Source organism: Amycolatopsis sp. TNS106 (assembly GCF_019330265.1).
GTDB lineage: Bacteria > Actinomycetota > Actinomycetes > Mycobacteriales > Pseudonocardiaceae > Amycolatopsis > Amycolatopsis lurida.
In genome coordinates, this window is the sequence record NZ_CP024972.1 from 6,343,791 (window position 1) to 6,365,264 (window position 21,474).

A 21,474-nucleotide genomic window follows, 5' to 3' on the forward strand; every position below is an offset into this window, starting at 1 on the left:
GATTCACTTCGGCGACGGTGAACGCCCACCTTGTCCCCAGATCGTTCGGAGGCGAAATGTCCACACGCCGTCGCATCGGGGGCGCCTTGGCCGCCACAGGGCTCGCCCTGCTGGCCGTCACGACGCCCGTCGCGAGCGCCCAGACCGGCGACCCGGCGAGAGGGCTGTACTCGGTGGAGGGCGCGTCCACGCCGGACCAACGCACCGCGGTCGCTCGTACCGGCGTCGATGTCGCGGGCTCGCGCGGCGGCGCGCTGACCGTCGTCGCCACGCCAGGGCAGGCCGCCGCCCTGCGCGCCGACGGCTTCGGCCTGAAGCCGCTCGGCGACTTCGACAGCATGCTCAAGCAGCGGAGCGGACGCGCGGGCACAGCGGCGGTCGCCGGCGACTTCCCGCCGGGTGACGAGGCGTACCACACCTACGCCGAAACGACCGCTGAGCTGCAGAAAGCCGCGAAGGACCACGGCGACATCGCGACGCTGTCCAGCGTCGGCAAGTCCCACGAGGGCCGCGAGCTGAACCTGCTGAAGATCAGCGACAACGCGGGCACGGACGAGAACGAGCCCGAGGTCCTGTTCACCTGCAACCAGCACGCCCGCGAACACCTCACCACCGAGATGTGCCTGCGGATCGTGCAGCGCTTCACCAGCGGCTACGCGACCGACGCGGCCATTAAGAAGATGGTCGACGAGCACGAGATCTACGTGATCCCGAACGTCAACCCGGACGGCTCCGAGTACGACATCACCGGCGGCGAGTACCAGGGCTGGCGCAAGACGCGGAAGCCCGTGCCGGGCAGCAACGCGATCGGCACCGACCCGAACCGCAACTGGGGCTACAAGTGGAACTGCTGCGGCGGGTCGAGCAACAGCCCGTCGGCCGAGGACTACCACGGTCCGTCGGCCTTCTCCGAGCCCGAGACCAAGGCGGTCGCGGACTTCGTCGACTCCCGCGTGGTCGGCGGCGCGCAGCAGATCAAGACGCACATCGACTTCCACACCTTTTCCGAGCTGGTGCTCTGGCCGTACGGCTATACGAAGGCCGACACCGACACGGGCCTGAGCGAAGAGGAAGCGAAGCGCTTCGCCGACGTCGGCAAGCAGATGGCCGCCACCAACGGCTACACGCCGGAGCAGTCCAGCGATCTGTACGTCACCGACGGCGATGTGAACGACTGGGCGTGGGGCAAGCACAAGATCCTCAGCTACACCTTCGAGATGTACCCGAAGGACGGCGGGATCGACGGTTTCTACCCGCCCGCTTCGGTGATCCCGGAGCAGACCGCCCGCAACGACAAGGCGGTCGACATCCTGATCAACGAGGCGAAAGCCTGAGATCGGCCACTCGCGACGCCCGGCTCTTCGGCGAATCCAAGCTGAAGCTCCGGGCGTCGCCCAGTTGGTCACGGACGAACTCCTCGGTCCGCGCGATCGTCTCACGCAGCGCGGCGTCTTCATCGCCGAAGAACCGGTGGACGATCTTGCCCGTCCCGGTGTCGAACTCCCACAGGCCGGCGATGCGGCCCCGGTCGACGATGACATGACTCGGCGGATCCGCCTGCCCGCCCAGCGTCTCCCCCGCGCGGCCTCCCGGTACCGGCCGTTCGACGTCGGCGTCGGCGAGCAGCCGCGGCAGCTCTCGGTGCAGAAGGTGGATGCCGTCGATTCCGGCGAGCAGCGCGTACGACGGCTCGGACGGCACGGTGAACGCGGCGAATTCGTCGGCGATCTCCTTGGGCAGCAAGAGATCGGTGCCGTCGAGCGGAACGAGTTCCAGCTGTTCCGCGATCTTCTTCGCACTGGCGGCGGTGAAACCGGAGAACCAGCGGAAATGCTTCAGCGACGCCGGGGCCGCCCACGAGAAGTACCGCCGGGCGAGTTCCGTCCGCGCGGTGTCCATATCGGACAGTCCGCCGCGCGGGGACGGCGTCCAGCGGACGTAGCCGTAGCGCTGCTGGTCCAGCCGCCCGTCGACCGGGACCCGGCGGATGTCGCCGCGGGCCTGGAGCAGGCCGAGCGCGAGCGGCAACGTCGTGGTGGTGCCGCGTTTGCGCCCCGCTTCCCCGAGGTTGCGCACCGCCGATCCGGCGGCGTCCTTGATCGCGGCCGGGCTGAGCGGCTCGCCGGAGCCGTCGAGCAGATCGGCGACGGTGACGCACAACTGCTCGATCTCGGCCTGTGTGACGCCGAGGTATTTCTCCGCGGCCGCGAGTTCACCGACGGGCGCCGCGGCCCCGACGGTCAGGCCGAGCTCGAAATCCGCCGACGGCAGCACGTAGGTGCAGCCGCGCGCCGAAGGCAGTTCGTGGATGGCGAGCCGCGCGACGTCCGCGTCGACCGTCTCGCGATCGAGGCGGGCTCTGGCGAACAGCCCGAGGTAGGGCGCCGATCCGCCGACCGAGCGCATCCAGCCGGTCCGCTCCAGCACGGCGGCCGCCGACGCCCCGTGCAGCGTTCCGTCGAGCCCCTGCCGATGTGCCCACCACGCGCGCAGCTTGTCGGTCGCCATGACTCCACGGTATGGGTATCGGGCGATACCCCGCAGCCTGGCACGATGACCGGATGCTGGTCGAACTGGCCATAGGCGACGCGTACGGAGGCTCCTTCGAGCACGCGTACCCGAGCTTCGTCGCCGAACACAACAAGCTGACCGGGTACGTGCCGCATCACGGGCAGCCCGGCGCCCCGGCCGGTCGCTACACCGACGACACGCAGATGACGATCGCCATCGCCGAGGTGCTCGTGTCGGGGCGGCGCTGGACACCGCTGCTGCTCGCCGAACAGTTCGTGCGCGCGTACCACCGCGACCCGCACGACGGCTACGCGCCGCGTTTCCATCAATTGCTCAGCGAGGTCCGGGACGGCGAAGAGCTGCTGCGGCGGCTTCGGCCGCAGAGCGACAAGAGCGGTGCGGCCATGCGCGCCGGGCCGATCGGGCTCCTGCCGACCGTCGACGACGTCCTCTACCACGCGAAACTGCAGGCCAGGATCACCCACGACACCCCGGCCGGGATCGCCGCGGCGCAGGCCGCCGCGCTGGCCGTGCACTACTGCCACCATCGGGTGGGCCCGCTTTCCGAGGTCGCGCGGTGGATCGACGGCATCCTTCCGGAAGACGTCGGGCACGGCGGCTGGGCGCTGCCGTGGTCCGGCAAGGTCGGGCCGCAGGGGTGGATGAGCGTGCGCGCCGCGCTGACCACGCTCGCGACCGGCCGGAGCCTGAGCGGGATGCTCCACGCCGCTGTCGCGCTCACCGGCGACGTCGACACCGTCGCGACGATCGCGCTGGCCGCCGCGTCACGCTCGCCCGAGGTGTCGCAGGATCTGCCGCCGACGCTGTGGCGCGACCTGGAGAACGGCGAATTCGGCCGCGACTACCTGGCGGGACTCGACGAGCGGCTACTGCACATCTGACGTAGGCGGCCTCCACGGAACGCGGACGCGCACGCCGTCCGGTTTCGGCAGACTGGGCGGGTGAAGTGGCTGATCAGGGGCGGAGCCGTCGCCGCTTGGCTCGCGGTGGGCGCGCTGCTCGTCGTCGGCACGGCGAATCTCGAACCCGGGCAGGGGGAACGCCCGGTCGACGCGTTCGGCTTCGCGGTCGTCGCGCTCGCTTGTCTCGCGCTCGCCGCCGTGTGGCGGCTCCCGGTGGCCGCGGCCGGGACGGAAGCGTTTGCGCTCCTGCTCTACCTGGGGTTCGGCTATCCCGACGGTCCGGTGTTGTTCGCCGGTCTCGTGCCGCTGTTCGCGCTCGGAACCCTGCGGCCGCGACGGCTCGCGTACGCCGTCGCGGGCGGTATGGCGGTGATCGTCGTCGGCGCGAACCTGGCCACCGGTGGGGCGGGCGTCCTCGATCTGGTCTTCGTCGGCTGGGCAGGCTTCGCGGTCTTCGCGGCCGACGCGCTTCGAGCGCGGCGGGAGCGTGCCGCCGCCTCCGAACAGGCGGAACGCGATCGCGTCCTCGGTGAGAGGCTGCGCATCGCCCAGGATCTGCACGACAGCGTCGGCCACGCGATGGCGGTCATCAACGTCCAGTCGGGATTGGCCGAGCACGTGATCGACGATCACCCGGAAGTGGCGAAGGAAGCGCTCGGAGTCGTCCGCTCGGTCAGCGGCACGATCCTCGACGAGCTGAACGCGATGGTGCGGCTGCTGCGCGACGACTCCGCCCCGCTCGCGCCGGCACCGGGGATGGCGGACCTTCCCGCGTTGGTCGCTTCGGCGAATCAGGCGGGCCTGGCCGTCACGCTGGACCTCGACGCTCCCGGGATCGGGCGGCCGGTCGGCGGCGCGGTGTACCGGATCGTCCAGGAATCGCTCACGAACGCCGCGAAACACGGAGCGCCTGCCGCCGAGGTGACGGTGCGGGCCGACGAGAGCGGTCTGCGGCTTGACGTAATCAACGAAGTCCGCGCGCCCGGTCCGGACATTCCCGGTGCCGGGATCAGCGGAATGGGTGAACGGGCCAGGGCGACCGGCGGCACACTGACCGCGGGCCGCGAGGACGGGAGGTTCCGGGTGAGCGCGCGATGGCCGTGATCAGGGTGGTGCTCGCCGACGACCAGTTGCTGGTGCGGTCCGGGTTCGCGGCGCTGCTCCGGTTGGAAGCCGGAATCACCGTGGTGGGTGAAGCGGATGACGGCGAGACGGCGGTGGCCGTCGTCGCGGAAACCGTGCCCGACGTGGTGCTGATGGATATCCGGATGCCGGGGACGGACGGGCTGGAAGCCACCCGGCGGATCATGGCGGACGAACGGCTTTCCGGTGTCCGTGTCCTCATGCTGACGACGTTCGACCTCGACGAATACGTCTTCGACGCGCTGCGCGCCGGAGCGAGCGGCTTCCTGCTCAAACACACCAGGCCCGCCGATCTGATCCAGGCGGTCCGCGTCGTGGCGGCGGGAGACGCTCTCCTCTCCCCGAGCGTGACCAGGCGCCTGATCGCGGAATTCACCGCGCGGCCGTCACCTTCCCTGCCCCGTGCCGACGGCTCGGCGTTCACCGAACGCGAGCATGAAGTCGTTCTTCGCGTGGCACGGGGAATGTCGAACGAAGAGATCGCGCGGGAGTTCGTGATCAGCGCGGCGACCGTGCGGACCCATGTCAGCCGGGCGATGACCAAGGTCCACGCCCGCGACCGGGCCCAGCTCGTGGTCTTCGCCTACCAGAGCGGCATGGTGCGCGTCTGACGTAGCCGCCGATCCCCACACCGGCACGACGACGCGACCCCGGCCCGCGAGCGACGCTTTCGCCATGAAATTCCTCGCGAAAGCCGCACTGCTCACCGCATTCCTCTCCCTGTCCGGAACCACGACCGCGATCGCCTCGGAACGCCCGGCCCGCTGCGCCGAACAACGCTTCGCGGTCCTGGTGAACGGAGAACGCCAGACGATCGCGGGCGAACTCTGCGTCCGGGGGAAACTCACCCCGCGCACTCCGGTCCAGATTCTGTTGCACGGCGGGACCTACGACCGCGCCTACTGGGACTGGCCGTACCAGCCACGTCGATACTCCTATGTGGACAGTGCGACCCGCGCGGGCTACGCGACGCTCAATCTCGACCGGCTCGGTTACGGCCGTAGCAGCCGTCCGGATCCGGAAACGCTCGACTTCGAGGCCGGCGGCGAGGCCGTGCACCAGGTCGTCCGGCAGCTGCGCCCGCGGTTCCGCACGATCGTCCTCAATGGACACTCGATGGGAGGGCTCGTCGCGGAACGGGCCGCCGGACGGGGTGGCGTCGACGCCGTGATCGTCAGCGGTATCCCCCGCGACCGGCCCGGCGCGCGGACCGAAGCCGCGTCGCCGTTCCATCCGGCCGAACTGGACCCGAAGTTCGCCGGAAAGCCTTGGGCCCGCGGCTATTTCACGACACGTCCCGGCACCCGCGCGCAGACCTTCCACCACCCCGGCACCTACGATCCGGCGATCATTCCCGTCGAAGAAGCCCTCAAGGACACGCTGGCGTCGGCGGAACTCCGTTCGGTGGGCCCCGGCGCGGCGAACCGATCGGCACCGAAGGTCCCGACGGCGTACGTCCTCGGCGAGCACGACACGCTGGTCTGCGGAAACGGTGACTGCGGGGCCGACGAGATCGTGCGGGGCAGCGGTCACTCAATCAACACCAGCCTCGCGGCGCCGGCCTTCTACCGCTGGACCTTCACCTGGCTGGCTCGAAAGTTAGGGTAACCTAACATACACTGGTCGTATGGATTCCTTGACGCCGGTTCGCGAAGCCGCCGACCATTTCGGGCTGGCGATCTCGACCCTCCATTACTGGGAACGCCGCGGGCTCATCACGGCCTTCCGCCGCTCAGGGCAGCGGTACTACGACGACGACCAGCTGTATCGCATCGCGCTGATCAAGCACTGGCGGCGGATCGGCGGGCTCGGCCTGACCAGGATCTCCGAGCTGCTCGCCGAACAGCACCGCTGGCGGGAGGTGGTGACGGGCAGGCTCGCCGAGATCGAACAGGAGCGTGCGCGGCTCGACACCGCGCACGACTACCTGGTCGAGCTCCTCACCTGCCGCCGCGAGGGGAACCTTGAGGACTGTCCTTGGTTCCGTGAACGGGTCGACCTGCCCGCCCACGCGGCGGCGAGCTGAGTCCCGGCATCGCCACCGCCGCGACCACCGCGGCGGCCGCGAGGCAGGCGGCGGAGGCGAGGAACGCGGCGGTGTAGCCGTGCACCAGCGCCTCTCCCTTCGGCAGGCCGGACGGCGAACTCGCGGTCACGGCCGCCGCGAGCGCGGTCAACGCGGCGAGACCGAGCGCGCTGCTGGTCTGCCGGACCGTGTTCAGCAGACCGGCGGCCAGGCCGTTCTGGCGTTCCGGCACCCCGCTGGTGGCGGCCACGGTGATCGGCGTGAAGGCCGCGGCCGTCCCGAATCCGAAGACCATTCCCGGCACCAGCACGGAGACGACGTAGGAAGAATGCGCACCGGCCAGCGCCGCGACCCCGGCGAAACCCACCGCGCCGATCGCGCAGTACAGCGCCGCCGCCCGCCGAGGGCCGATTCGCACCGACAACCCGCTCGCGGTCCGCGCGCCGGCGAACATCGCCGCCCCCACCGGCAGATAGGCCAGCCCCGCTCGCAGCGGCGAGTAACCGTGGACGTCCTGCAGGTACAGCGAAAGCATGATCGGGCTGGCGAAGAAACCCAGCCCCAGCAGGAAGATCACCACGTTTCCGCTGCTGACCGAACGCAGCCGGAAGATCCCGAGCGCGACGAGCGGTTCGTCGGCCCACCGGTGCTGGTGCAGTACGAACACACCGAGCAGGACGACCCCGCCGATCAGCGGGAGCAGCACGGATCCGCTTCCCCAGCCGTCGGCCGAAGAACGCATCACCGCGTAGACCACGCCGACGAGTCCGGTCACCGACAACACCGCGCCGAGCACGTCCAGCCTGCCGCGAAGACGGCTTCGATCTCGGAGCGGCAGCACCGCTCCGGCGACGAAAACGGCCACGACGCCGATCGGGACGCTGACGAAGAACACCCAGCGCCAGCCCGCCCACTGGGTCAGCAAGCCGCCGATCACCGGCCCAGCCGCGGCCGCGGCCGCCCCCACCGCGCTCCAGGTGCCCAAGGCCCGCGCGCGACGGGCGGGTTCGGTGAAGGTCGTGGTCAGCAAGGACAACGTCACCGGCATCAGCAGCGCGCCACCGAACCCTTGCACCGCACGGGCGACGAGCAGCGTTTCCGGCGAACCGGCCAGCCCGGCGGCGAGCCGCGCGACGGTGAACAGGCTCATCCCGAGCACGAAGATCCGCCGGGCCCCGAACCCGTCGCACAATCGCCCGCCCAGCAACAGGAAACCGGCGAAAACGAGCGTGTACGCGTTCACCACCCAGGTCAGCGCGGCGTCGGGGAAACCAAGGCCGAACCGGATCGCGGGCAGGGCGACGGAAACGATCGTCGCGTCGAGGATGACGACGAACGATCCGGCGCACGCCAGCGCGAGCACGACGCCCTCATGGGGACCACGTTCCATACCTCAAGCCCTCCAGTCCGGCGGCGGATGATCTTCCGCCGCCGGGCCAGCGTGCACGCTGAAGCGCGCTTGAGGGCAAGCCGTATCACCAGGAAGGCCGGTACCGCAGGCCTTGCTCGTAGTACTGGTCGTCGGATTCCGCCGGTTCGGGCAGTTCGTCCCCGGCGGGCCCTGCCGGTTCTTCCGAACGGTCCTTGAGCACCACGTTCTCGGTACTCGCGGGCGGGCGGCGCGAGACCGGCGCGACGGTTTCCCCTGTCTCTTGGAACGAAGGGGTGAACCCGAGCCGCCAGCGGAGCCTGTCGGTGATGTACCCGGCGTTGCCGATCGGCGCCATCAGTTCCGCACTGCGTTTCGCGGATCCTTGCTGCGCTTCCTGGTAGGTCCGCATGACGGTGTCCGCGATCTCGGCGGGCGACATCCGCGACACGGCTTCGCTCACCCTGAGCCGCGTCATCACACCGTCGGTGTTGACCGAAACGGAAACGGCACCGTCCGGCGAGGACGCCTCCACCGAGAGTGCGGCCAGCGCCTCGAGCATCGCTTGCCGGTCGTTGACCGGTTTCCTGGGTGCCGGTTTGTCAGCCACGATCCTCCGTCAGTCGACCGGGAGCGGCGACAGTTCCCTCGGCGGTTCCTGGAACTTGCCGTCGTTCGAGATGTCGACGTTCTTGTCCCGGACCCGCTTTTCCGTTCCCTTGTCGGTGTTCTCCGTTTCGAAGTTGCCGGGATCGAAGGTCTCGCCGGGGCTGACGTCCGGCGGCTCGGGAATGATCGGCAGGTTGTTGATCTCGGTGTTGATCTTCGAGATCAGCGACTCCGACGCACGGAACATGCCTTCCCTGATGTTGACCACACCGTCGTGGAAGCTGTTGTAGATCATCTCGGGGCTGTCCCCGACGATGTCGGCCTGCACGGTGGCCGCCGTGGCGAGCCCGGCTCCGGCCGCCGCGCCGGCGACCTGCACCCCGTTCGCGGTGGTGAAGAACGCCGCCGCGGTGAGACCACCGGCCGGTGGCACGGCCGCCACGAGCAGAGCGGTGACAGCGGCGGCGAAGGTCGCGGCCAGTGCCTTCTGCAGGGCGGATTCGTCCTGCCGTTCCTGGTCGTCGCGGTACTTTTCCGCGGCGGTCAGGAAGGAAGCGGCGAGAGCGCTCAGGTCGGCCCGTGCGGTCGCGATGGCGTCCCGCGCGGCCACGATGTCGGCTTCCAGCACGGTGAGTTTGGTGCCCACGCGGGCGTAGGTGTTCACGAGACCCTGGATGTAGCTCTTGGCGGTCTCGGCGCCTTCACCGCGCCACTTGAGCAACAGGACCAAGGACCGGTCGAGCGGCGCTTTCGTGTCCTGGAAAGCGTTCCAGAGACCTTCGTAGGCCTCGATCATGGTCTGCAGGCTGTTCTCGCCGACGAGCTCCGCCTCGGAGAACTCGAGGAAGAAGTCGCGGACCTGTTCCTTGCGACCGCCGGTCATGTCGACGTCGCTGCCGAACGTCCAGTCCAGGAAAAGGAGGTCCAGCGCCGTGTAGGCCTTTTCGGCGCCGGCTTGGAGATCGTGGGAGATCCCCTCGAGGAGTTCGCTGTAGTCGCCAGTTCCGGCGGTGGTCTCCGCGTCCAGTGCGGTGAAGTACCCGTCGTCCACGCCGCTACCCCTGGTTCCCGTATGCCGCGCGGTTCATTCGCTGCTTGTTGTCCTCGTCCACGGATTCGTACAGTTCGGCCACCCGCTCCAAGGCGCGGGACGCGTCCTGCGTGCTGCGGTGCAGTTTCGCGAGCATCTTCTCGACGGCCTGGCGGTGTTCCTCGTAGGCCGCCGAAACCCCGCGCATGCCCAGGGTTTTCCCGAACGCGGTGTCCGGCGCGAAAAAGCCGGGGAGAAGGCCTCCCGTGACCGGGTCGGGAGCGGGCACGTCCTGCCCTCGCACCCCGGTATGGGCGGTACTGACTATGTCCGCGGCATTCTGCAGTTCCTTGCTCGACAACCTGAGATCGTCGAGGTCGGTTTCGAAACTGACCATGTTCACCTCGCTGTCCGGATTCCACCCTCATGTAAGCAGCGTTGACTTGGCTGGACGCGAGACTTTGTCATCCGCGTACGGTGACGAACGTCACCCGTCAGACGCAGGCCCAGCAGTAGAGACGGTCGCCCCTGGTCGTGGCCGTGCGGGCGAGTTCCGCAAGCTCGGTCAGCACGGCGACCAGGTCGGCGGGATCGGCCTGACCGCCGAACTCCTCGGTTCGGGACCAGGGCTCGGCCACCTCACGCAGGCGAGCCTCGTCGGCGTCGGACAGCCCAGCGGACAACTCTTCGGTCAGCGCGACGACCAGACGCGCGCCGTCGTCGGCCATGGCGACCGGGGCGAGGTCGCGTTCGATGACGGTGTCGTAGTCGGCACCGGTGAGCAGGGACTCCAGCGTGCCCAGCTGTACGAACGGGTCCAAACCTTTGAGCGCGACGGTCGGGAAGGAGGCCTCGGCCGGACCGCCGTCGAGGTCGATCGTGGTGGCCGCGGCGTCGTGGTCCGGCGCGGCGAAGTAGTCGAAGAGCACACCCATGCGCGCATTCTGCCGGGAAACGAAAAGACCACCCGGAGTGCGGGTGGTCTTCGTGGATCCAGAGTGGAGCTGAGGGGAATCGAACCCCTGACCCCCGCCTTGCAAAGGCGGTGCTCTACCAATTGAGCTACAGCCCCCGGTCGCAGGCGATCATGATAACCGCCCGCGCCGAAATCAGTTGTTGCGGGACGCGTCCGCGGCCTTGGCCGGGGCGCTTCCGTTCGTGGAAGCGGAGCCCAACGGACGCTCGGTGGGAGCGGTGGCCTCACGCCAGAGGTCGGCCTCGGCCTTGGCGGCCTTGTTGCGCTTGATCACGAACAGCACGCCGCCCGCGATGACCGCGAGTGCCAACAGCTTCTTCATCAGAAGCCCCCTCTTTCCGCCGAGTTGCTCCGCTTACCCACCGATGCTACTGCACGTCGTTCGCCGGACGCCTGGTGCCCGACGTTCCACGTGGAACCGAGGGCCGGGCAACGAAAAAGCCGACCCGCGAGAATCGCGAACCGGCTTTCGGAGTGGGCCCACCAGGACTTGAACCTGGGACCTCTTCGTTATCAGCGAAGCGCTCTAACCGCCTGAGCTATGGGCCCGAACGAGGAGAAGATTACAGGACGCCTTTCGGCGCCCTGCAACCGGGTCACTCTCGTTCGGAAAGGGTCACTTCCAGGCCTCCGGCGAGGTCGGCGGAGACGTTGTAGATGAAGGCGCTGACGGTCGCCAGCGCCGAGATCAGCACGATGTTGATGGCGCCGAGGATGGCCGCGATCCCGAAGACACGGCCGGCGCTGATCAACGGGTCGGCCGGCGCGTCGGCCCCTTCGCCGCCGACGAGCGACGAGTAGGTCCCGTTGAGTTTGTCCCAGACACCCATGCCGTCGAGGACGGTGTACAGGACGCCGACGGCGACGAGCCACACGAAGAACAGCGCGACGCCGAGGACGAGGGACAGTTTCAGCACCGACCAGGGGTCGAAGCGTTTGATCTGCAGGCTGGCGCGACGCGGTCCGCGGCCGGGGCGGCGGAGAGCGGTCGGTGCGGCACGGGTGCGGGAGGCCGACGGGATGGCGGAGGGGGCGGGGTCGCCCTCTCCGCTGTCACCGAAGAGCCTCTTCGCGGCCGTGCCGCTGACACCGTGATAGTCGGTCACGGTCGTCGCGTCCCGCTGCGGGTCCGAGTGGGCCACGTCTTCGGTGGCGACCGAAGACACCGAGACCGTCTGCTCGCTGGAGCCTTCGGGTTCCCCGGCGCCGCTGTCGCGCTGCCAGGGCGGGCTCGACGAACCCGCCTGCGCGCCGCCTGCTTCGGGCTTCTCGGATGGTGTCACGAGGTGTCAGTCCTTACCCAGTACGTGGGGCGTCGTCTACTCCTGCTCCGACGCCGGGGTTTCTTCTCCTTCAGTACTACCTGCAGTGGCGACGTCTGAGGGCTCGTCCGCGTTGCGTGCGACCGCGAGAAGAGTGGTTCCTTCGTCGAGATTCATCAGCCGCACCCCCTTCGTCTGCCTGCCTGCCTTGCGCACCTGTCCGGCCGAAGTCCGGATCACCCCGCCGCTGGAGGTGATCGCGTACAGCTCGTCTTCGGCGTCGACGATGACCGCGCCCACCAGCCTGCCACGTTTCTGGTCGTACTGAATGGTGAGCACACCCTTGCCGCCGCGGCCCTGCACCGGATAGTCCTCGGTCGGGGTGCGCTTGGCGTAGCCGCCGGCGGTGGCGACGAGAAGGAACCGGTCCGGCTGGACGACGTTGATGCCGAGCAGTTCGTCGCCGTCGTTGAACCGCATGCCCAGCACACCGGACGTCGCGCGGCCCATGGGACGCAGGGCTTCGTCGGTGGCGTGGAAGCGGATCGACTGGCCTTCCGCTGACACGAGGAGCAGGTCGTCCTCGGCGGCCGCGAGGACCGCGCCGACCAGCTCGTCGCCTTCGCGCAGGTTGACGGCGATGAGGCCGCCGGCGCGGTTGGAGTCGAAGTCGGTGAGCTTCGTCTTCTTCACCAGGCCGCGGCGGGTCGCGAGCACGAGGTACGGGGCGACCTCGTAGTTCGGGATCTCGATGACCTGGGCGATCTGCTCGTCGGGCTGGAACGCGAGCAGGTTCGCGACGTGCTGGCCGCGCGCGTTGCGGTTGGCCTCGGGCAGGTCGTAGGCCTTGGCCCGGTACACGCGGCCCTTGTTCGTGAAGAACAGGATCCAGTCGTGCGTCGAGCAGACGAAGAAGTGCTGGACGATGTCGTCCTGTTTGAGGGTCGCGCCCTGGACGCCCTTGCCGCCGCGTTTCTGCGAGCGGTACAGATCGGTTTTCGTCCGCTTGGCGTAACCCGTGCGGGTGATGGTGACGACGACGTCCTCGACCGCGATGAGGTCTTCGACCGACACGTCACCGTCGAACGGGATGATCTTGGTGCGCCGGTCGTCGCCGTATTTGTCGACGATCTCCTGCAGTTCCTCGGCGATGATCGAGCGCTGCCGCTCGGGCTTCTCGAGGATGTCCTTGAGGTCGGCGATCTCGAGTTCGATCTCGGCCAGGGTGTCGATGATCCGCTGCCGCTCCAGTGCCGCGAGGCGGCGGAGCTGCATGTCGAGGATCGCGGTCGCCTGGATCTCGTCGACGTCGAGCAGGCTCATCAGGGCGGGCCGGGCCTCTTCGGCCGAAGGCGACCGCCGGATGAGGGCGATGACCTCGTCGAGCATGTCCAGCGCCTTGACCAGACCGCGCAGGATGTGGGCGCGTTCCTCGGCCTTGCGCAGCCGGAAGCGGGTCCGGCGGACGATGACGTCGATCTGGTGCTTCACGTAGTGCCGGATCATCTGGTCCAGCCGCAGCGTGCGGGGCACGCCGTCGACCAGGGCCAGCATGTTGACACCGAAGTTCTGCTGCAGCTGGGTGTGCTTGTACAGGTTGTTCAGCACGACCTTCGCGACCGCGTCACGTTTGATCGTGACGACGATCCGCATCCCGCTGCGGCTGTTGGACTCGTCGGCGATGTCGGAGATGCCGGTGAGCTTGCCGTCGCGGACCAGGTTCGCGATGTTCTCGACCAGGTTGTCCGGGTTGACCTGGTACGGCAGCTCGGACACGACCAGGATCGTGCGGCCCTTGGCGTCCTCTTCGACCTCGACGACCGCACGCATGCGCACGGAGCCGCGGCCGGTGCGGTACGCGTCCTCGATCCCGGAGTTGCCGAGGATCATCGCCCTGGTCGGGAAGTCCGGGCCCTTGATCCGGACCAGCAGCGCGGCGAGCAGCTCGTCGTCGCTGGCCTCGAAGTTCTCCAGCGCCCATTTGACGCCGTCGGCGACCTCGCGCAGGTTGTGCGGCGGGATGTTGGTCGCCATCCCGACCGCGATCCCGGAACCACCGTTGACCAGCAGGTTCGGGAACCGCGACGGCAGGACGTCGGGCTCCTGGGTGCGGCCGTCGTAGTTGTCGGAGAAGTCGACGGTCTCTTCTTCGATGTCCTGCAGCATGTGCATCGCGAGATGCGCCAGCCGGGACTCGGTGTACCGCATGGCGGCGGCGGGGTCGTTGCCCGACGAACCGAAGTTGCCCTGGCCGTCGATCAGCGGGTACCGCAGCGACCACGGCTGAGCGAGCCGCACCAGCGCGTCGTAGATCGCGGAGTCACCGTGCGGGTGGTAGTTGCCCATCACGTCGCCCACGACGCGGGAGCACTTGTTGTACCCGCGGTCGGGGCGGAAGCCGGAGTCGAACATCGAGTACAGCACGCGGCGGTGCACCGGCTTGAGGCCGTCTCGCACGTCCGGCAGTGCCCGCGACACGATGACGCTCATCGCGTAGTCGATGTAGGAGCGCTGCATCTCCTGCTGGATGTCGACCGGTTCGATCCGGTCGTGGTCCGGAGCAGGCGGCAAGGTTTCCGTCATGAGGTCCTTCTCGTGGGAGCAGTCCTAAGGGGACAAAAGAGCGGGACGTCGCTAGACGTCTAGGAAACGCACGTCCTTGGCATTACGCGTGATGAAGGAACGGCGGGCTTCGACGTCCTCGCCCATCAGGACGGAGAACAGGTCGTCGGCCTGCGCGGCGTCGTCCAGGGTGACCTGGCCGAGCAGCCGGTTCGCCGGGTCCATCGTGGTCTCCCACAGCTCTTCGGCGTTCATCTCGCCGAGACCCTTGTAGCGCTGGATCGCGTCGTCCTTCGGCAGCTTCCGGCCGGCTTCGACACCCGCCTGGATGACGGCGTCGCGCTCACGGTCGGAGTAGGCGTACTCCGGGTCTTGCCGCGGCCACTTGATCTTGTACAGCGGCGGGCGCGAGAGGAACACGTGTCCGTGCTCGATCAGCGGGGGCATGAACCGGAACAGGAAGGTGAGCAGCAGCGTGGTGATGTGCTGGCCGTCCACGTCGGCGTCGGCCATCAGCACGATCTTGTGGTAGCGCAGCTTCTCGATGTCGAACTCTTCGTGGATACCGGTGCCGAGCGCGGTGATCAGCGACTGGACCTCGGTGTTCTTGAGGACGCGGTCGATACGGGCCTTCTCGACGTTGATGATCTTGCCTCGGATCGGCAGGATCGCCTGGTACATCGAGTCGCGGCCTTCCTTGGCCGAACCGCCCGCCGAGTCACCCTCGACGATGTAGAGCTCGCATTCCGACGGGTTGGTCGAGCGGCAGTCCTTGAGCTTGCCGGGCAGCCCGCCGATCTCCAGCGCGCCCTTGCGGCGGACCAGATCGCGCGCCTTGCGGGCGGCCATCCGCGCCTGCGCCGAGGAGATCGACTTGTTGATGATCGTCTTCGCCTCGGTGGGGTTGCGCTCGAACCAGTCGGCCAGCCATTCGTTCGAGGTCTGCTGCACGAACGTCTTGGCCTCGCTGTTGCCCAGCTTGGTCTTGGTCTGGCCTTCGAACTGCGGCTCGGAGAGCTTGATCGAGACGATCGCGGCGAGCCCCTCGCGCACGTCGTCACCGGAGAGGTTGGCGTCCTTCTCCTTGAGCAGCTTCTTCTCGCGCGCGTACGCGTTGACGACGCGGGTGAGCGCGGCGCGGAAGCCCTCTTCGTGCGTGCCGCCCTCGTGTGTGTTGATCGTGTTGGCGAAGGTGTACACCGACGGCGTGAAGCCGTTGTTCCACTGCATGGCGACCTCGACCTCGAGGCCGGTGCCCTTGGCCTCGAAGGAGATCACGGACGCGTGGATCGGGTCCTTGCTGCCGTTGATGTGCTTGACGAAGTCTTCGAGACCACCCGGGTAGCAGTAGGTCTTCTCCTTGACCCGCGCCGCCTGGCCGGAAGCGTCCGCTTCGGTCTCTTCGTCGGCGACGCGCTCGTCGCGCAGCGAAAGGGTCAGGCCCTTGTTGAGGAAGGCCATCTCCTGGAGACGCCGGGAGATCGTCTCGAAGTTGTACGTCGTGGTCTCGAAGATGTCGCCGTCGGCCCAGAAGGTGATCGTGGTGCCGGTGTCCTCGGCGGGGCCGAGATCCTCCAGCTCACCCGGGATCTGGTCGGTGTACACCTGCCGCCAGCTGTGTCCGCCGCGTTTGACTTCGGCGATCAGCTTGGTCGAGAGCGCGTTCACCACGGAGACGCCGACGCCGTGCAGACCACCGGAGACCGCGTAGGAGTCGCTGTCGAACTTGCCGCCCGCGTGGAGCACGGTGAGCACGACCTCGAGAGTCGGCTTCATCTCCTTGGGGTGCATGTCGACCGGGATGCCGCGGCCGTCGTCCACGACGCGCACGCCACCGTCGGCCAGCAGGGTAACCTCGACCTTGGTCGCGTAACCGGCCATCGCCTCGTCGACGGAGTTGTCGACCACCTCCTGGACGAGGTGGTGGAGGCCGCGTTCACCGGTGGAACCGATGTACATGCCGGGACGCTTGCGGACGGCTTCGAGGCCTTCGAGCACCGTGATCGACGACGCGTTGTACTCGCTCTTGTTCTCGGTCACAGGCGTTGATTCTCCTCGTCTCGCCCGAGCGGACGCTCGCTCATCTCCAGTGTACTTGGCCGCGTTCGCAGACATGCGGCAAGGACACCCCTGATTTGCTCACAGGCGCGCTAATTCGTTCGAAGAAGAGTCTTGACGTTCGCGAAGCACTCTGGGCGCCTTCTCGGGGCTTTGATGGCACGGTCTTCGAAGGCAAGTCGCGCCGAAGCGCAACTCGGATCAGCCGTACGTGTCACGCGGGCCGCGTCCCGGCACGTGCCGCGGCCCTTTCCGCCAACTCGGCGCCGTCGGCCCCTGGATCCGCATCTTCTTCACCACGCCGTGCCCGACGCCCTTCGCGATCTTCGCCAGCAGCTGCCCCTGGAGCAGGCGAAGCTGCGTCGCCCACGCCGTCGAGCTCGCGCGGACGGTCAGCTCACCGTCCTTCAGGGCCACCGGCTGGGCGTGTTCGGCGACCTCTTCACCCACAAGCCGTGCCCAATGGCCGAAGACCTGACCGTTGGCCAGCCGCGTGTTCCAGCCGCGGTCGACCGCGATCCGGGAGGCGAGCCTGCCGAGCGGTTGCGGGTCGCGGGCGTCGGCACCCGGCCCTGACCAACGACGACGTCGCGGGCTTTGCCCTGCCGAACCGGCTCCCCCGCCGGTGACACGGCCGCGGCGCACGCCCGGTTCAACGCCACGGGCCTTGGCTTTGGCCTTCGCGGCGTCCAGCGCGGCACGAGCCAGGTCACGGCCCGTAGCCGATTCCTTGCTTTCGGTATCGACTGGGCCGTTCGGTACCGCGGCTTGTTCACGCTGCGTGTCGAACAAGGCTCCCTCACCCGGGTTACCGCCCGGACGGGGGGTGTCAAGCCGCTTATCAGGCCCTTTGGTCACGCGGGGCGATAACGCGTTCCCGGTGTTATCCACACTGTCCACAGGTTTGTCCCCAGATCGGTGGGCAACTGCTGTGGCGCCGATCACCCGGGGTGTCCGCTGCATGCCGGTCACCCTCGGTTGATCTCACCATCCGCCACGAGGAACCGGTGCCCGGCCAGTTCGGCGGGCACGTCCTCGTCCACGGCGGCGGTCACCAGCACCTGCTCGGCGCCTGCCGCCACCTCCGCCAGCCGGGCCCGGCGACGCCGGTCCAGCTCGGCGAACACATCATCCAGCAGAAGTACCGGTTCCCCGGCCTCGCCACGCAGGAGCTCGTAGCTTCCCAGACGCAGCGCGAGGGCGAACGACCAGGACTCCCCATGGCTCGCGTAGCCCTTCGCCGGTGCTTCGCCGAGGATGAGATCGAGCTCGTCCCGGTGCGGGCCGACCATGCTCACCCCGCGCTCCAGCTCCAGGTTCCGCGACCGTTTCAGCGCCTCGACCAGCACGTCCTTGAGTACCGCCTGGTCAGCGCGAGGACCGTCCGGAACGCCGTAGCCCTCTGGCATCGCTTCGCCCAGGCTCGACTTGTACGCGATCTTCGCCGGTCTCGAGTCCGGCGCGACCCCCATGTACGCGGCGGCCGCGTACGGCGCGAGGTCCGCGATCAGGTTGAGCCGGGCGGCCAGCAACGCGGCGCCCGCCACCGCCAAGTGGTCGTCCCAGACGTCGAGCGTCGACAACGCGTACGGGTCTTCGCGTCCCGTACGTCGTTTGCCCGCCGTCTTGAGCAGGGCGTTCCGCTGCTTCAGCACCTTCTCGTAGTCGGCGCGGACGCCGGCATACCGGGGCGCGCGCAGCACGAGGAGCTCGTCCATGAAACGGCGGCGTTCCCCGGGATCCCCGCGCACGAGCGCCAGATCCTCCGGGGAGAACAGCACCGTGCGCAGGATCCCGAGCACGTCACGGGGCTTGCCGACCGCGCCGCGGTTGACCCGCGCGCGGTTCGCCTTGCCGGGCGTGATCTCCAGCTCGACCGTCAGCTCGCGGTCTTCGTTGACCACCGCGACCCTGATCAGCGCGCGTTCGCACCCGTGCCGCACCAACGGCGCGTCGGTCGCGACGCGGTGCGAGCCCAGGGTCGCGATGTAGCCGATCGCCTCGAGGAGGTTCGTCTTGCCGCGGCCGTTCTGTCCGACGAGGACGGTCGGGCCGGGTTCGAGCGCGAGATCGGCTTGTGGCCAGGACCGGAAGTCGGTGACCTGCAGATGTCTTAAGTACAACCCGTTTGCCTAGTCGCCGGCCTTTTTGACCGAGTGCCCGCCGAACTGGTTGCGCAGCGCGGCGACGGCCCGCATGGCGGCGGAGTCCTCCTGGCGCGAAGCGAACCGCGCGAACAGCGCGGCCGAGATGACCGGCGCCGGGACCGCGTTGTTGATCGCCTCTTCGAGAGTCCACCGGCCTTCGCCGGAATCCTCGACGTAACCCTCGAGGTCGTCCAGTTCCGGGTCCTCGTCGAGCGCGCGGACGAGCAGGTCGAGAAGCCACGAGCGGACGACGGTCCCCCGCTGCCAGCCCTTGATCACCGCGGGCACGTTCTCGACGACCTTCGCGGCTTCGAGCAGCTCGAAGCCTTCGGCGAAGGCCTGCATCATGCCGTACTCGATGCCGTTGTGGATCATCTTCGCGTAGTGACCGGAACCGACGGCGCCGGCGTGCGAGAAGCCCTCGTCACGCGGGCCCTCCGGGCGAAGCGCGTCGAAGATCGGCATGGCCTTCTCGACGTCCGAAGCCGCGCCGCCGACCATCAGGCCGTAGCCGTTGTCCTTGCCCCACACGCCACCGGAAACCCCGCAGTCGAGGTAGCCGATCTTCTTCGTCGCGAGCAGGTCCGCGTTGATCCGGTCGTCGGTGTACTTCGAGTTGCCGCCGTCGATCACGAGGTCGCCCTCGGACAGCAGGTTGCCGAGCTCCGCGACGGTCTGCCGGGTGGGTTCGCCGGCGGGCACCATGATCCAGACGATCCGGGGACCGTCCAGTTTGGACACCATGTCCTCGAGAGAGGTGGAGTCGGTGACGTCGGGGTTGCGGTCGTAGCCGACCACCTCGTGACCGGCCGCGCGCAGCCGCTCACGCATGTTGAACCCCATTTTGCCGAGGCCGATGAGTCCCAGCTGAGCCATGAAGATCCCCTTTGGTGCGAACAGAAGTGGCGGCCGGTCAGCCCGGGAGGCGAACCGGCATCAGGAGGTACAGGTAGCCGGGGACGACGTTGCCCTCCTCGTCGGCGGGCTTGATCAGCGCCGGCCGGTTCGGGGTGGTGAACGTCAATTCCGCCCGGTTGGCGTTCAGCGCGCCGAGCCCGTCGACGAGGTAACCCGGGTTGAACGCGATGGTCACCGGCTCACCCTCGTAGTCGACCTGAAGCTCTTCTTCGGCCGAACCCTCGTCGTCGCCGCCGGCGGAGAGCCGCAGCGAACCGTCGTTGAACTCCAGCCGCACCTGGGTGCCACGCTCGGCGACGAGCGAAACACGCTTGATCGACTCGGCGAGCGCGGAGACCTCGATGACCGCGCGCGACGTGTGCTGCGCCGGCAGCAGCTGCCGGTACGGCGGGAACTCCGCGTCGAGAAGCCGGGTCGTGGTGTAGCGACCGGAGCCGGAGAGACCGAGGAGGCCTTCGCCGCTGGCGAGCGCGAGCCGGATCTTGGCTCCACTGGCGCCGAGCGTCTTCGCGGCCTCGGCGAGCGTGCGCGCCGGGACGAGCACCGCGGCGTCGGACAGGCCCTCGGCCGGCTCCCAGGTGAACTCGCGCATCGCGAGGCGGAAGCGGTCGGTGGCGACCAAGGTCAGCGAGGAGCCGGAGATCTCCAGCCGCATGCCGGTCAGCATCGGGAGGGTGTCGTCCTTGCCCGCGGCGACGACGACCTGGGTGACCGCCTGGCCGAACGCGTCACCGGTGAGTTCACCGGCGAAGGCGGGCTGGGACGGGAGCTGCGGGTAGTCCTCGACCGGCATGGTCGGCAGGGAGAAACGCGCGGAGCCGCAGGTGATGGTCGCGCGGGCGCCGTCGACGGAGATCTCGACCGGCTGCGCGGGCAGCGACTTGGTGATGTCGGCCAGCAACCGGCCGGAGACCAGGAGACGGCCGCCGTCGGCGATGGTGGCCGGGACGCCGACCGTGGCGGAGACCTCGTAGTCGAATCCGGAGACGGTGAGGGCGTCACTCGTCCCGTCGGATCCCGCATCGAGCAGGACACCGCCCAGCACCGGGACCGGAGGCCGCGACGGGAGGCTTCTCGCCACCCACGCGACGGCGTCGGCCAGCCCGTCACGCTCGACGCGGATCTTCATGCGCGCTTCCTTTCGACAGCCGAGCCCCTGACGGCTCGAAAGCTCAACGGGTCACCTCGGCCGGAGAGCGCGATGGCCAGGTGCCTCGCAGGTGTTGTTCGGTCCGAGCGAGGACGCGAACGCACGTCGACACGCAGACCAGGTGCAGGGACCCACGTTAGGCCGTCCCCGGGGTCCGCGTCACCTCGGCCTCCCCTTGCTTTTGTCGACAAGACGACACGGCTCACCGGCTGTCCCCAGATTCGTCCTTCGCCTGTTTTTGTTTTGTTCTCTTCTAGAGAAGAAGAAAAGACAGCAGTAGTAATAGGCGTTGTGGATTGTGTGGACAAGGCTCGTTCGCGCAGGTCCGGGCGCCTCCGAGGCTGTGGACTCCGGGTGTGTACGGACGGTGGACAGCTCGGGCCGTCGGTGGATGGTTTCGGGCGGCGCTCGATCTGTCCACAGTCATCCACAGTTGTCCCCACGGTTATCCCCAGTTGTGGGGCGGTTCGTCCCCAGGGTTGTGGGCGGCGTTCGTGACCGGAATCGCTCGGGAGAGTGATCCGAGCAGCCTCCGTCACCCTTGTGCACAAGATGTGGGCAACCTGGGGACAGCGTGGGGATCTTGGTGTGGAAATGCTGTGGATGGCCTGTGAGTGCGATGTGGACGGAATCTTGATCACCGCAGCTCCCGGCCCCACCGGAGTTGTGCACAGTCTACCCACACCCTGTGGATTCCCTTTGTACACAAGGAAAAACGCGAAGGCAGCGTAGGCGCCTTCGCGCCCTTCGCCGCTTCTCCTCATGTACCCGCCCTTCGCGCCCCTACACG

General features: G+C 68.2%; 20 protein-coding genes and 2 tRNA genes. 6 read left to right on the top strand and 16 right to left on the bottom strand.

Annotated features, from left to right (window positions below; translation table 11 throughout):
* Positions 1-56 precede the first annotated feature (56 nt).
* On the top strand, positions 57-1,334 hold the full coding sequence (locus tag CVV72_RS29050; protein WP_219146831.1) for a M14 family metallopeptidase: 1,278 nt from the start codon (positions 57-59) through the stop codon (positions 1,332-1,334).
* On the opposite strand, the gene CVV72_RS29055 is transcribed toward CVV72_RS29050, so the two are convergent.
* Positions 1,315-2,508, bottom strand: a complete 1,194-nt coding sequence (locus CVV72_RS29055; protein ID WP_219146832.1) for a DNA glycosylase AlkZ-like family protein — start codon at positions 2,506-2,508, stop codon at positions 1,315-1,317. The two genes, CVV72_RS29050 and CVV72_RS29055, sit on opposite strands and share 20 nt — an antisense overlap.
* Before the next feature lie 53 nt (positions 2,509-2,561).
* Between CVV72_RS29055 and CVV72_RS29060 the strand changes: the two genes are divergently transcribed.
* From CVV72_RS29060 to CVV72_RS29080, 5 genes are all read left to right on the top strand, one after another.
* Positions 2,562-3,413, top strand: a complete 852-nt coding sequence (locus tag CVV72_RS29060) for an ADP-ribosylglycohydrolase family protein (RefSeq protein WP_219146833.1) — start codon at positions 2,562-2,564, stop codon at positions 3,411-3,413.
* Between the two features lie 60 nt (positions 3,414-3,473).
* Positions 3,474-4,538 (top strand): sensor histidine kinase, encoded by a 1,065-nt coding sequence (locus CVV72_RS29065; protein ID WP_219146834.1) that lies wholly within the window; start codon positions 3,474-3,476, stop codon positions 4,536-4,538.
* On the top strand, positions 4,529-5,188 hold the full coding sequence (locus tag CVV72_RS29070) for a response regulator transcription factor (protein WP_219146835.1): 660 nt from the start codon (positions 4,529-4,531) through the stop codon (positions 5,186-5,188). The genes CVV72_RS29065 and CVV72_RS29070 overlap by 10 nt, the downstream gene beginning before the upstream one ends.
* A gap of 64 nt (positions 5,189-5,252) precedes the next feature.
* The gene (locus CVV72_RS29075) at positions 5,253-6,185 is read left to right on the top strand and encodes an alpha/beta hydrolase (RefSeq protein WP_219146836.1); all 933 of its coding nucleotides are present in this window, start codon (positions 5,253-5,255) and stop codon (positions 6,183-6,185) included.
* Positions 6,186-6,204: 19 nt separating this feature from the next.
* Positions 6,205-6,603, top strand: a complete 399-nt coding sequence (locus CVV72_RS29080) for a MerR family transcriptional regulator (RefSeq protein ID WP_219146837.1) — start codon at positions 6,205-6,207, stop codon at positions 6,601-6,603.
* Here the strand turns inward: CVV72_RS29080 and CVV72_RS29085 are convergent.
* From CVV72_RS29085 to dnaN, 15 genes are all read right to left on the bottom strand, one after another.
* Complete coding sequence (locus CVV72_RS29085; protein WP_219146839.1) at positions 6,518-7,993, bottom strand: DHA2 family efflux MFS transporter permease subunit; 1,476 nt, start codon at positions 7,991-7,993, stop codon at positions 6,518-6,520. The two genes, CVV72_RS29080 and CVV72_RS29085, sit on opposite strands and share 86 nt — an antisense overlap.
* 85 nt (positions 7,994-8,078) lie before the next feature.
* Positions 8,079-8,582: a YbaB/EbfC family nucleoid-associated protein gene (locus CVV72_RS29090; RefSeq protein ID WP_255632299.1), complete on the bottom strand. Its 504-nt coding sequence runs from the start codon at positions 8,580-8,582 to the stop codon at positions 8,079-8,081.
* A gap of 9 nt (positions 8,583-8,591) precedes the next feature.
* Positions 8,592-9,632, bottom strand: coding sequence for a hypothetical protein (locus tag CVV72_RS29095; RefSeq protein ID WP_219146841.1), 1,041 nt, complete (start codon positions 9,630-9,632; stop codon positions 8,592-8,594).
* Positions 9,633-9,636: 4 nt separating this feature from the next.
* The gene (locus tag CVV72_RS29100; protein ID WP_219146843.1) at positions 9,637-10,008 is read right to left on the bottom strand and encodes a hypothetical protein; all 372 of its coding nucleotides are present in this window, start codon (positions 10,006-10,008) and stop codon (positions 9,637-9,639) included.
* A 97-nt stretch (positions 10,009-10,105) separates the two neighbouring features.
* On the bottom strand, positions 10,106-10,546 hold the full coding sequence (locus CVV72_RS29105) for a hypothetical protein (protein WP_219146844.1): 441 nt from the start codon (positions 10,544-10,546) through the stop codon (positions 10,106-10,108).
* Positions 10,547-10,610: 64 nt separating this feature from the next.
* A tRNA-Ala gene (locus tag CVV72_RS29110) sits at positions 10,611-10,683 on the bottom strand.
* A gap of 37 nt (positions 10,684-10,720) precedes the next feature.
* The gene (locus CVV72_RS29115; RefSeq protein WP_034321928.1) at positions 10,721-10,909 is read right to left on the bottom strand and encodes a DLW-39 family protein; all 189 of its coding nucleotides are present in this window, start codon (positions 10,907-10,909) and stop codon (positions 10,721-10,723) included.
* Between the two features lie 153 nt (positions 10,910-11,062).
* A tRNA-Ile gene (locus CVV72_RS29120) sits at positions 11,063-11,136 on the bottom strand.
* 47 nt (positions 11,137-11,183) lie between these two features.
* Positions 11,184-11,870: a DUF3566 domain-containing protein gene (locus CVV72_RS29125; protein ID WP_219146845.1), complete on the bottom strand. Its 687-nt coding sequence runs from the start codon at positions 11,868-11,870 to the stop codon at positions 11,184-11,186.
* Between the two features lie 36 nt (positions 11,871-11,906).
* Complete coding sequence (gene gyrA, locus CVV72_RS29130; RefSeq protein WP_219146846.1) at positions 11,907-14,432, bottom strand: DNA gyrase subunit A; 2,526 nt, start codon at positions 14,430-14,432, stop codon at positions 11,907-11,909.
* Between the two features lie 51 nt (positions 14,433-14,483).
* Positions 14,484-16,451, bottom strand: a complete 1,968-nt coding sequence (gene gyrB, locus CVV72_RS29135) for a DNA topoisomerase (ATP-hydrolyzing) subunit B (protein WP_219146847.1) — start codon at positions 16,449-16,451, stop codon at positions 14,484-14,486.
* A 219-nt stretch (positions 16,452-16,670) separates the two neighbouring features.
* On the bottom strand, positions 16,671-17,177 hold the full coding sequence (locus CVV72_RS29140; RefSeq protein ID WP_255632803.1) for a DciA family protein: 507 nt from the start codon (positions 17,175-17,177) through the stop codon (positions 16,671-16,673).
* 260 nt (positions 17,178-17,437) lie between these two features.
* Positions 17,438-18,592 (bottom strand): DNA replication/repair protein RecF, encoded by a 1,155-nt coding sequence (gene recF / locus CVV72_RS29145; protein WP_219146849.1) that lies wholly within the window; start codon positions 18,590-18,592, stop codon positions 17,438-17,440.
* Positions 18,593-18,601: 9 nt separating this feature from the next.
* Positions 18,602-19,492, bottom strand: coding sequence for a phosphogluconate dehydrogenase (NAD(+)-dependent, decarboxylating) (gene gnd / locus CVV72_RS29150; RefSeq protein WP_034321914.1), 891 nt, complete (start codon positions 19,490-19,492; stop codon positions 18,602-18,604).
* 37 nt (positions 19,493-19,529) lie between these two features.
* Positions 19,530-20,663, bottom strand: coding sequence for a DNA polymerase III subunit beta (gene dnaN / locus CVV72_RS29155; protein ID WP_020632653.1), 1,134 nt, complete (start codon positions 20,661-20,663; stop codon positions 19,530-19,532).
* Positions 20,664-21,474 lie beyond the last annotated feature (811 nt).

Excerpts from the sequence above, each read along its gene's own strand:
- CVV72_RS29085 (WP_219146839.1), bottom strand. The coding sequence starts at position 7,993 with ATGGAACGTGGTCCCCATGAGGGCGTCGTGCTCGCGCTGGCGTGCGCC.
- CVV72_RS29080 (WP_219146837.1), top strand. The coding sequence starts at position 6,205 with ATGGATTCCTTGACGCCGGTTCGCGAAGCCGCCGACCATTTCGGGCTG.
- CVV72_RS29070 (WP_219146835.1), top strand. The coding sequence starts at position 4,529 with ATGGCCGTGATCAGGGTGGTGCTCGCCGACGACCAGTTGCTGGTGCGG.
- dnaN (WP_020632653.1), bottom strand. The coding sequence starts at position 20,663 with ATGAAGATCCGCGTCGAGCGTGACGGGCTGGCCGACGCCGTCGCGTGG.
- CVV72_RS29105 (WP_219146844.1), bottom strand. The coding sequence starts at position 10,546 with ATGGGTGTGCTCTTCGACTACTTCGCCGCGCCGGACCACGACGCCGCG.
- CVV72_RS29100 (WP_219146843.1), bottom strand. The coding sequence starts at position 10,008 with ATGGTCAGTTTCGAAACCGACCTCGACGATCTCAGGTTGTCGAGCAAG.
- CVV72_RS29055 (WP_219146832.1), bottom strand. The coding sequence starts at position 2,508 with ATGGCGACCGACAAGCTGCGCGCGTGGTGGGCACATCGGCAGGGGCTC.
- CVV72_RS29050 (WP_219146831.1), top strand. The coding sequence starts at position 57 with ATGTCCACACGCCGTCGCATCGGGGGCGCCTTGGCCGCCACAGGGCTC.
- CVV72_RS29075 (WP_219146836.1), top strand. The coding sequence starts at position 5,253 with ATGAAATTCCTCGCGAAAGCCGCACTGCTCACCGCATTCCTCTCCCTG.
- gyrA (WP_219146846.1), bottom strand. The coding sequence starts at position 14,432 with ATGACGGAAACCTTGCCGCCTGCTCCGGACCACGACCGGATCGAACCG.
- CVV72_RS29115 (WP_034321928.1), bottom strand. The coding sequence starts at position 10,909 with ATGAAGAAGCTGTTGGCACTCGCGGTCATCGCGGGCGGCGTGCTGTTC.
- gnd (WP_034321914.1), bottom strand. The coding sequence starts at position 19,492 with ATGGCTCAGCTGGGACTCATCGGCCTCGGCAAAATGGGGTTCAACATG.
- CVV72_RS29060 (WP_219146833.1), top strand. The coding sequence starts at position 2,562 with ATGCTGGTCGAACTGGCCATAGGCGACGCGTACGGAGGCTCCTTCGAG.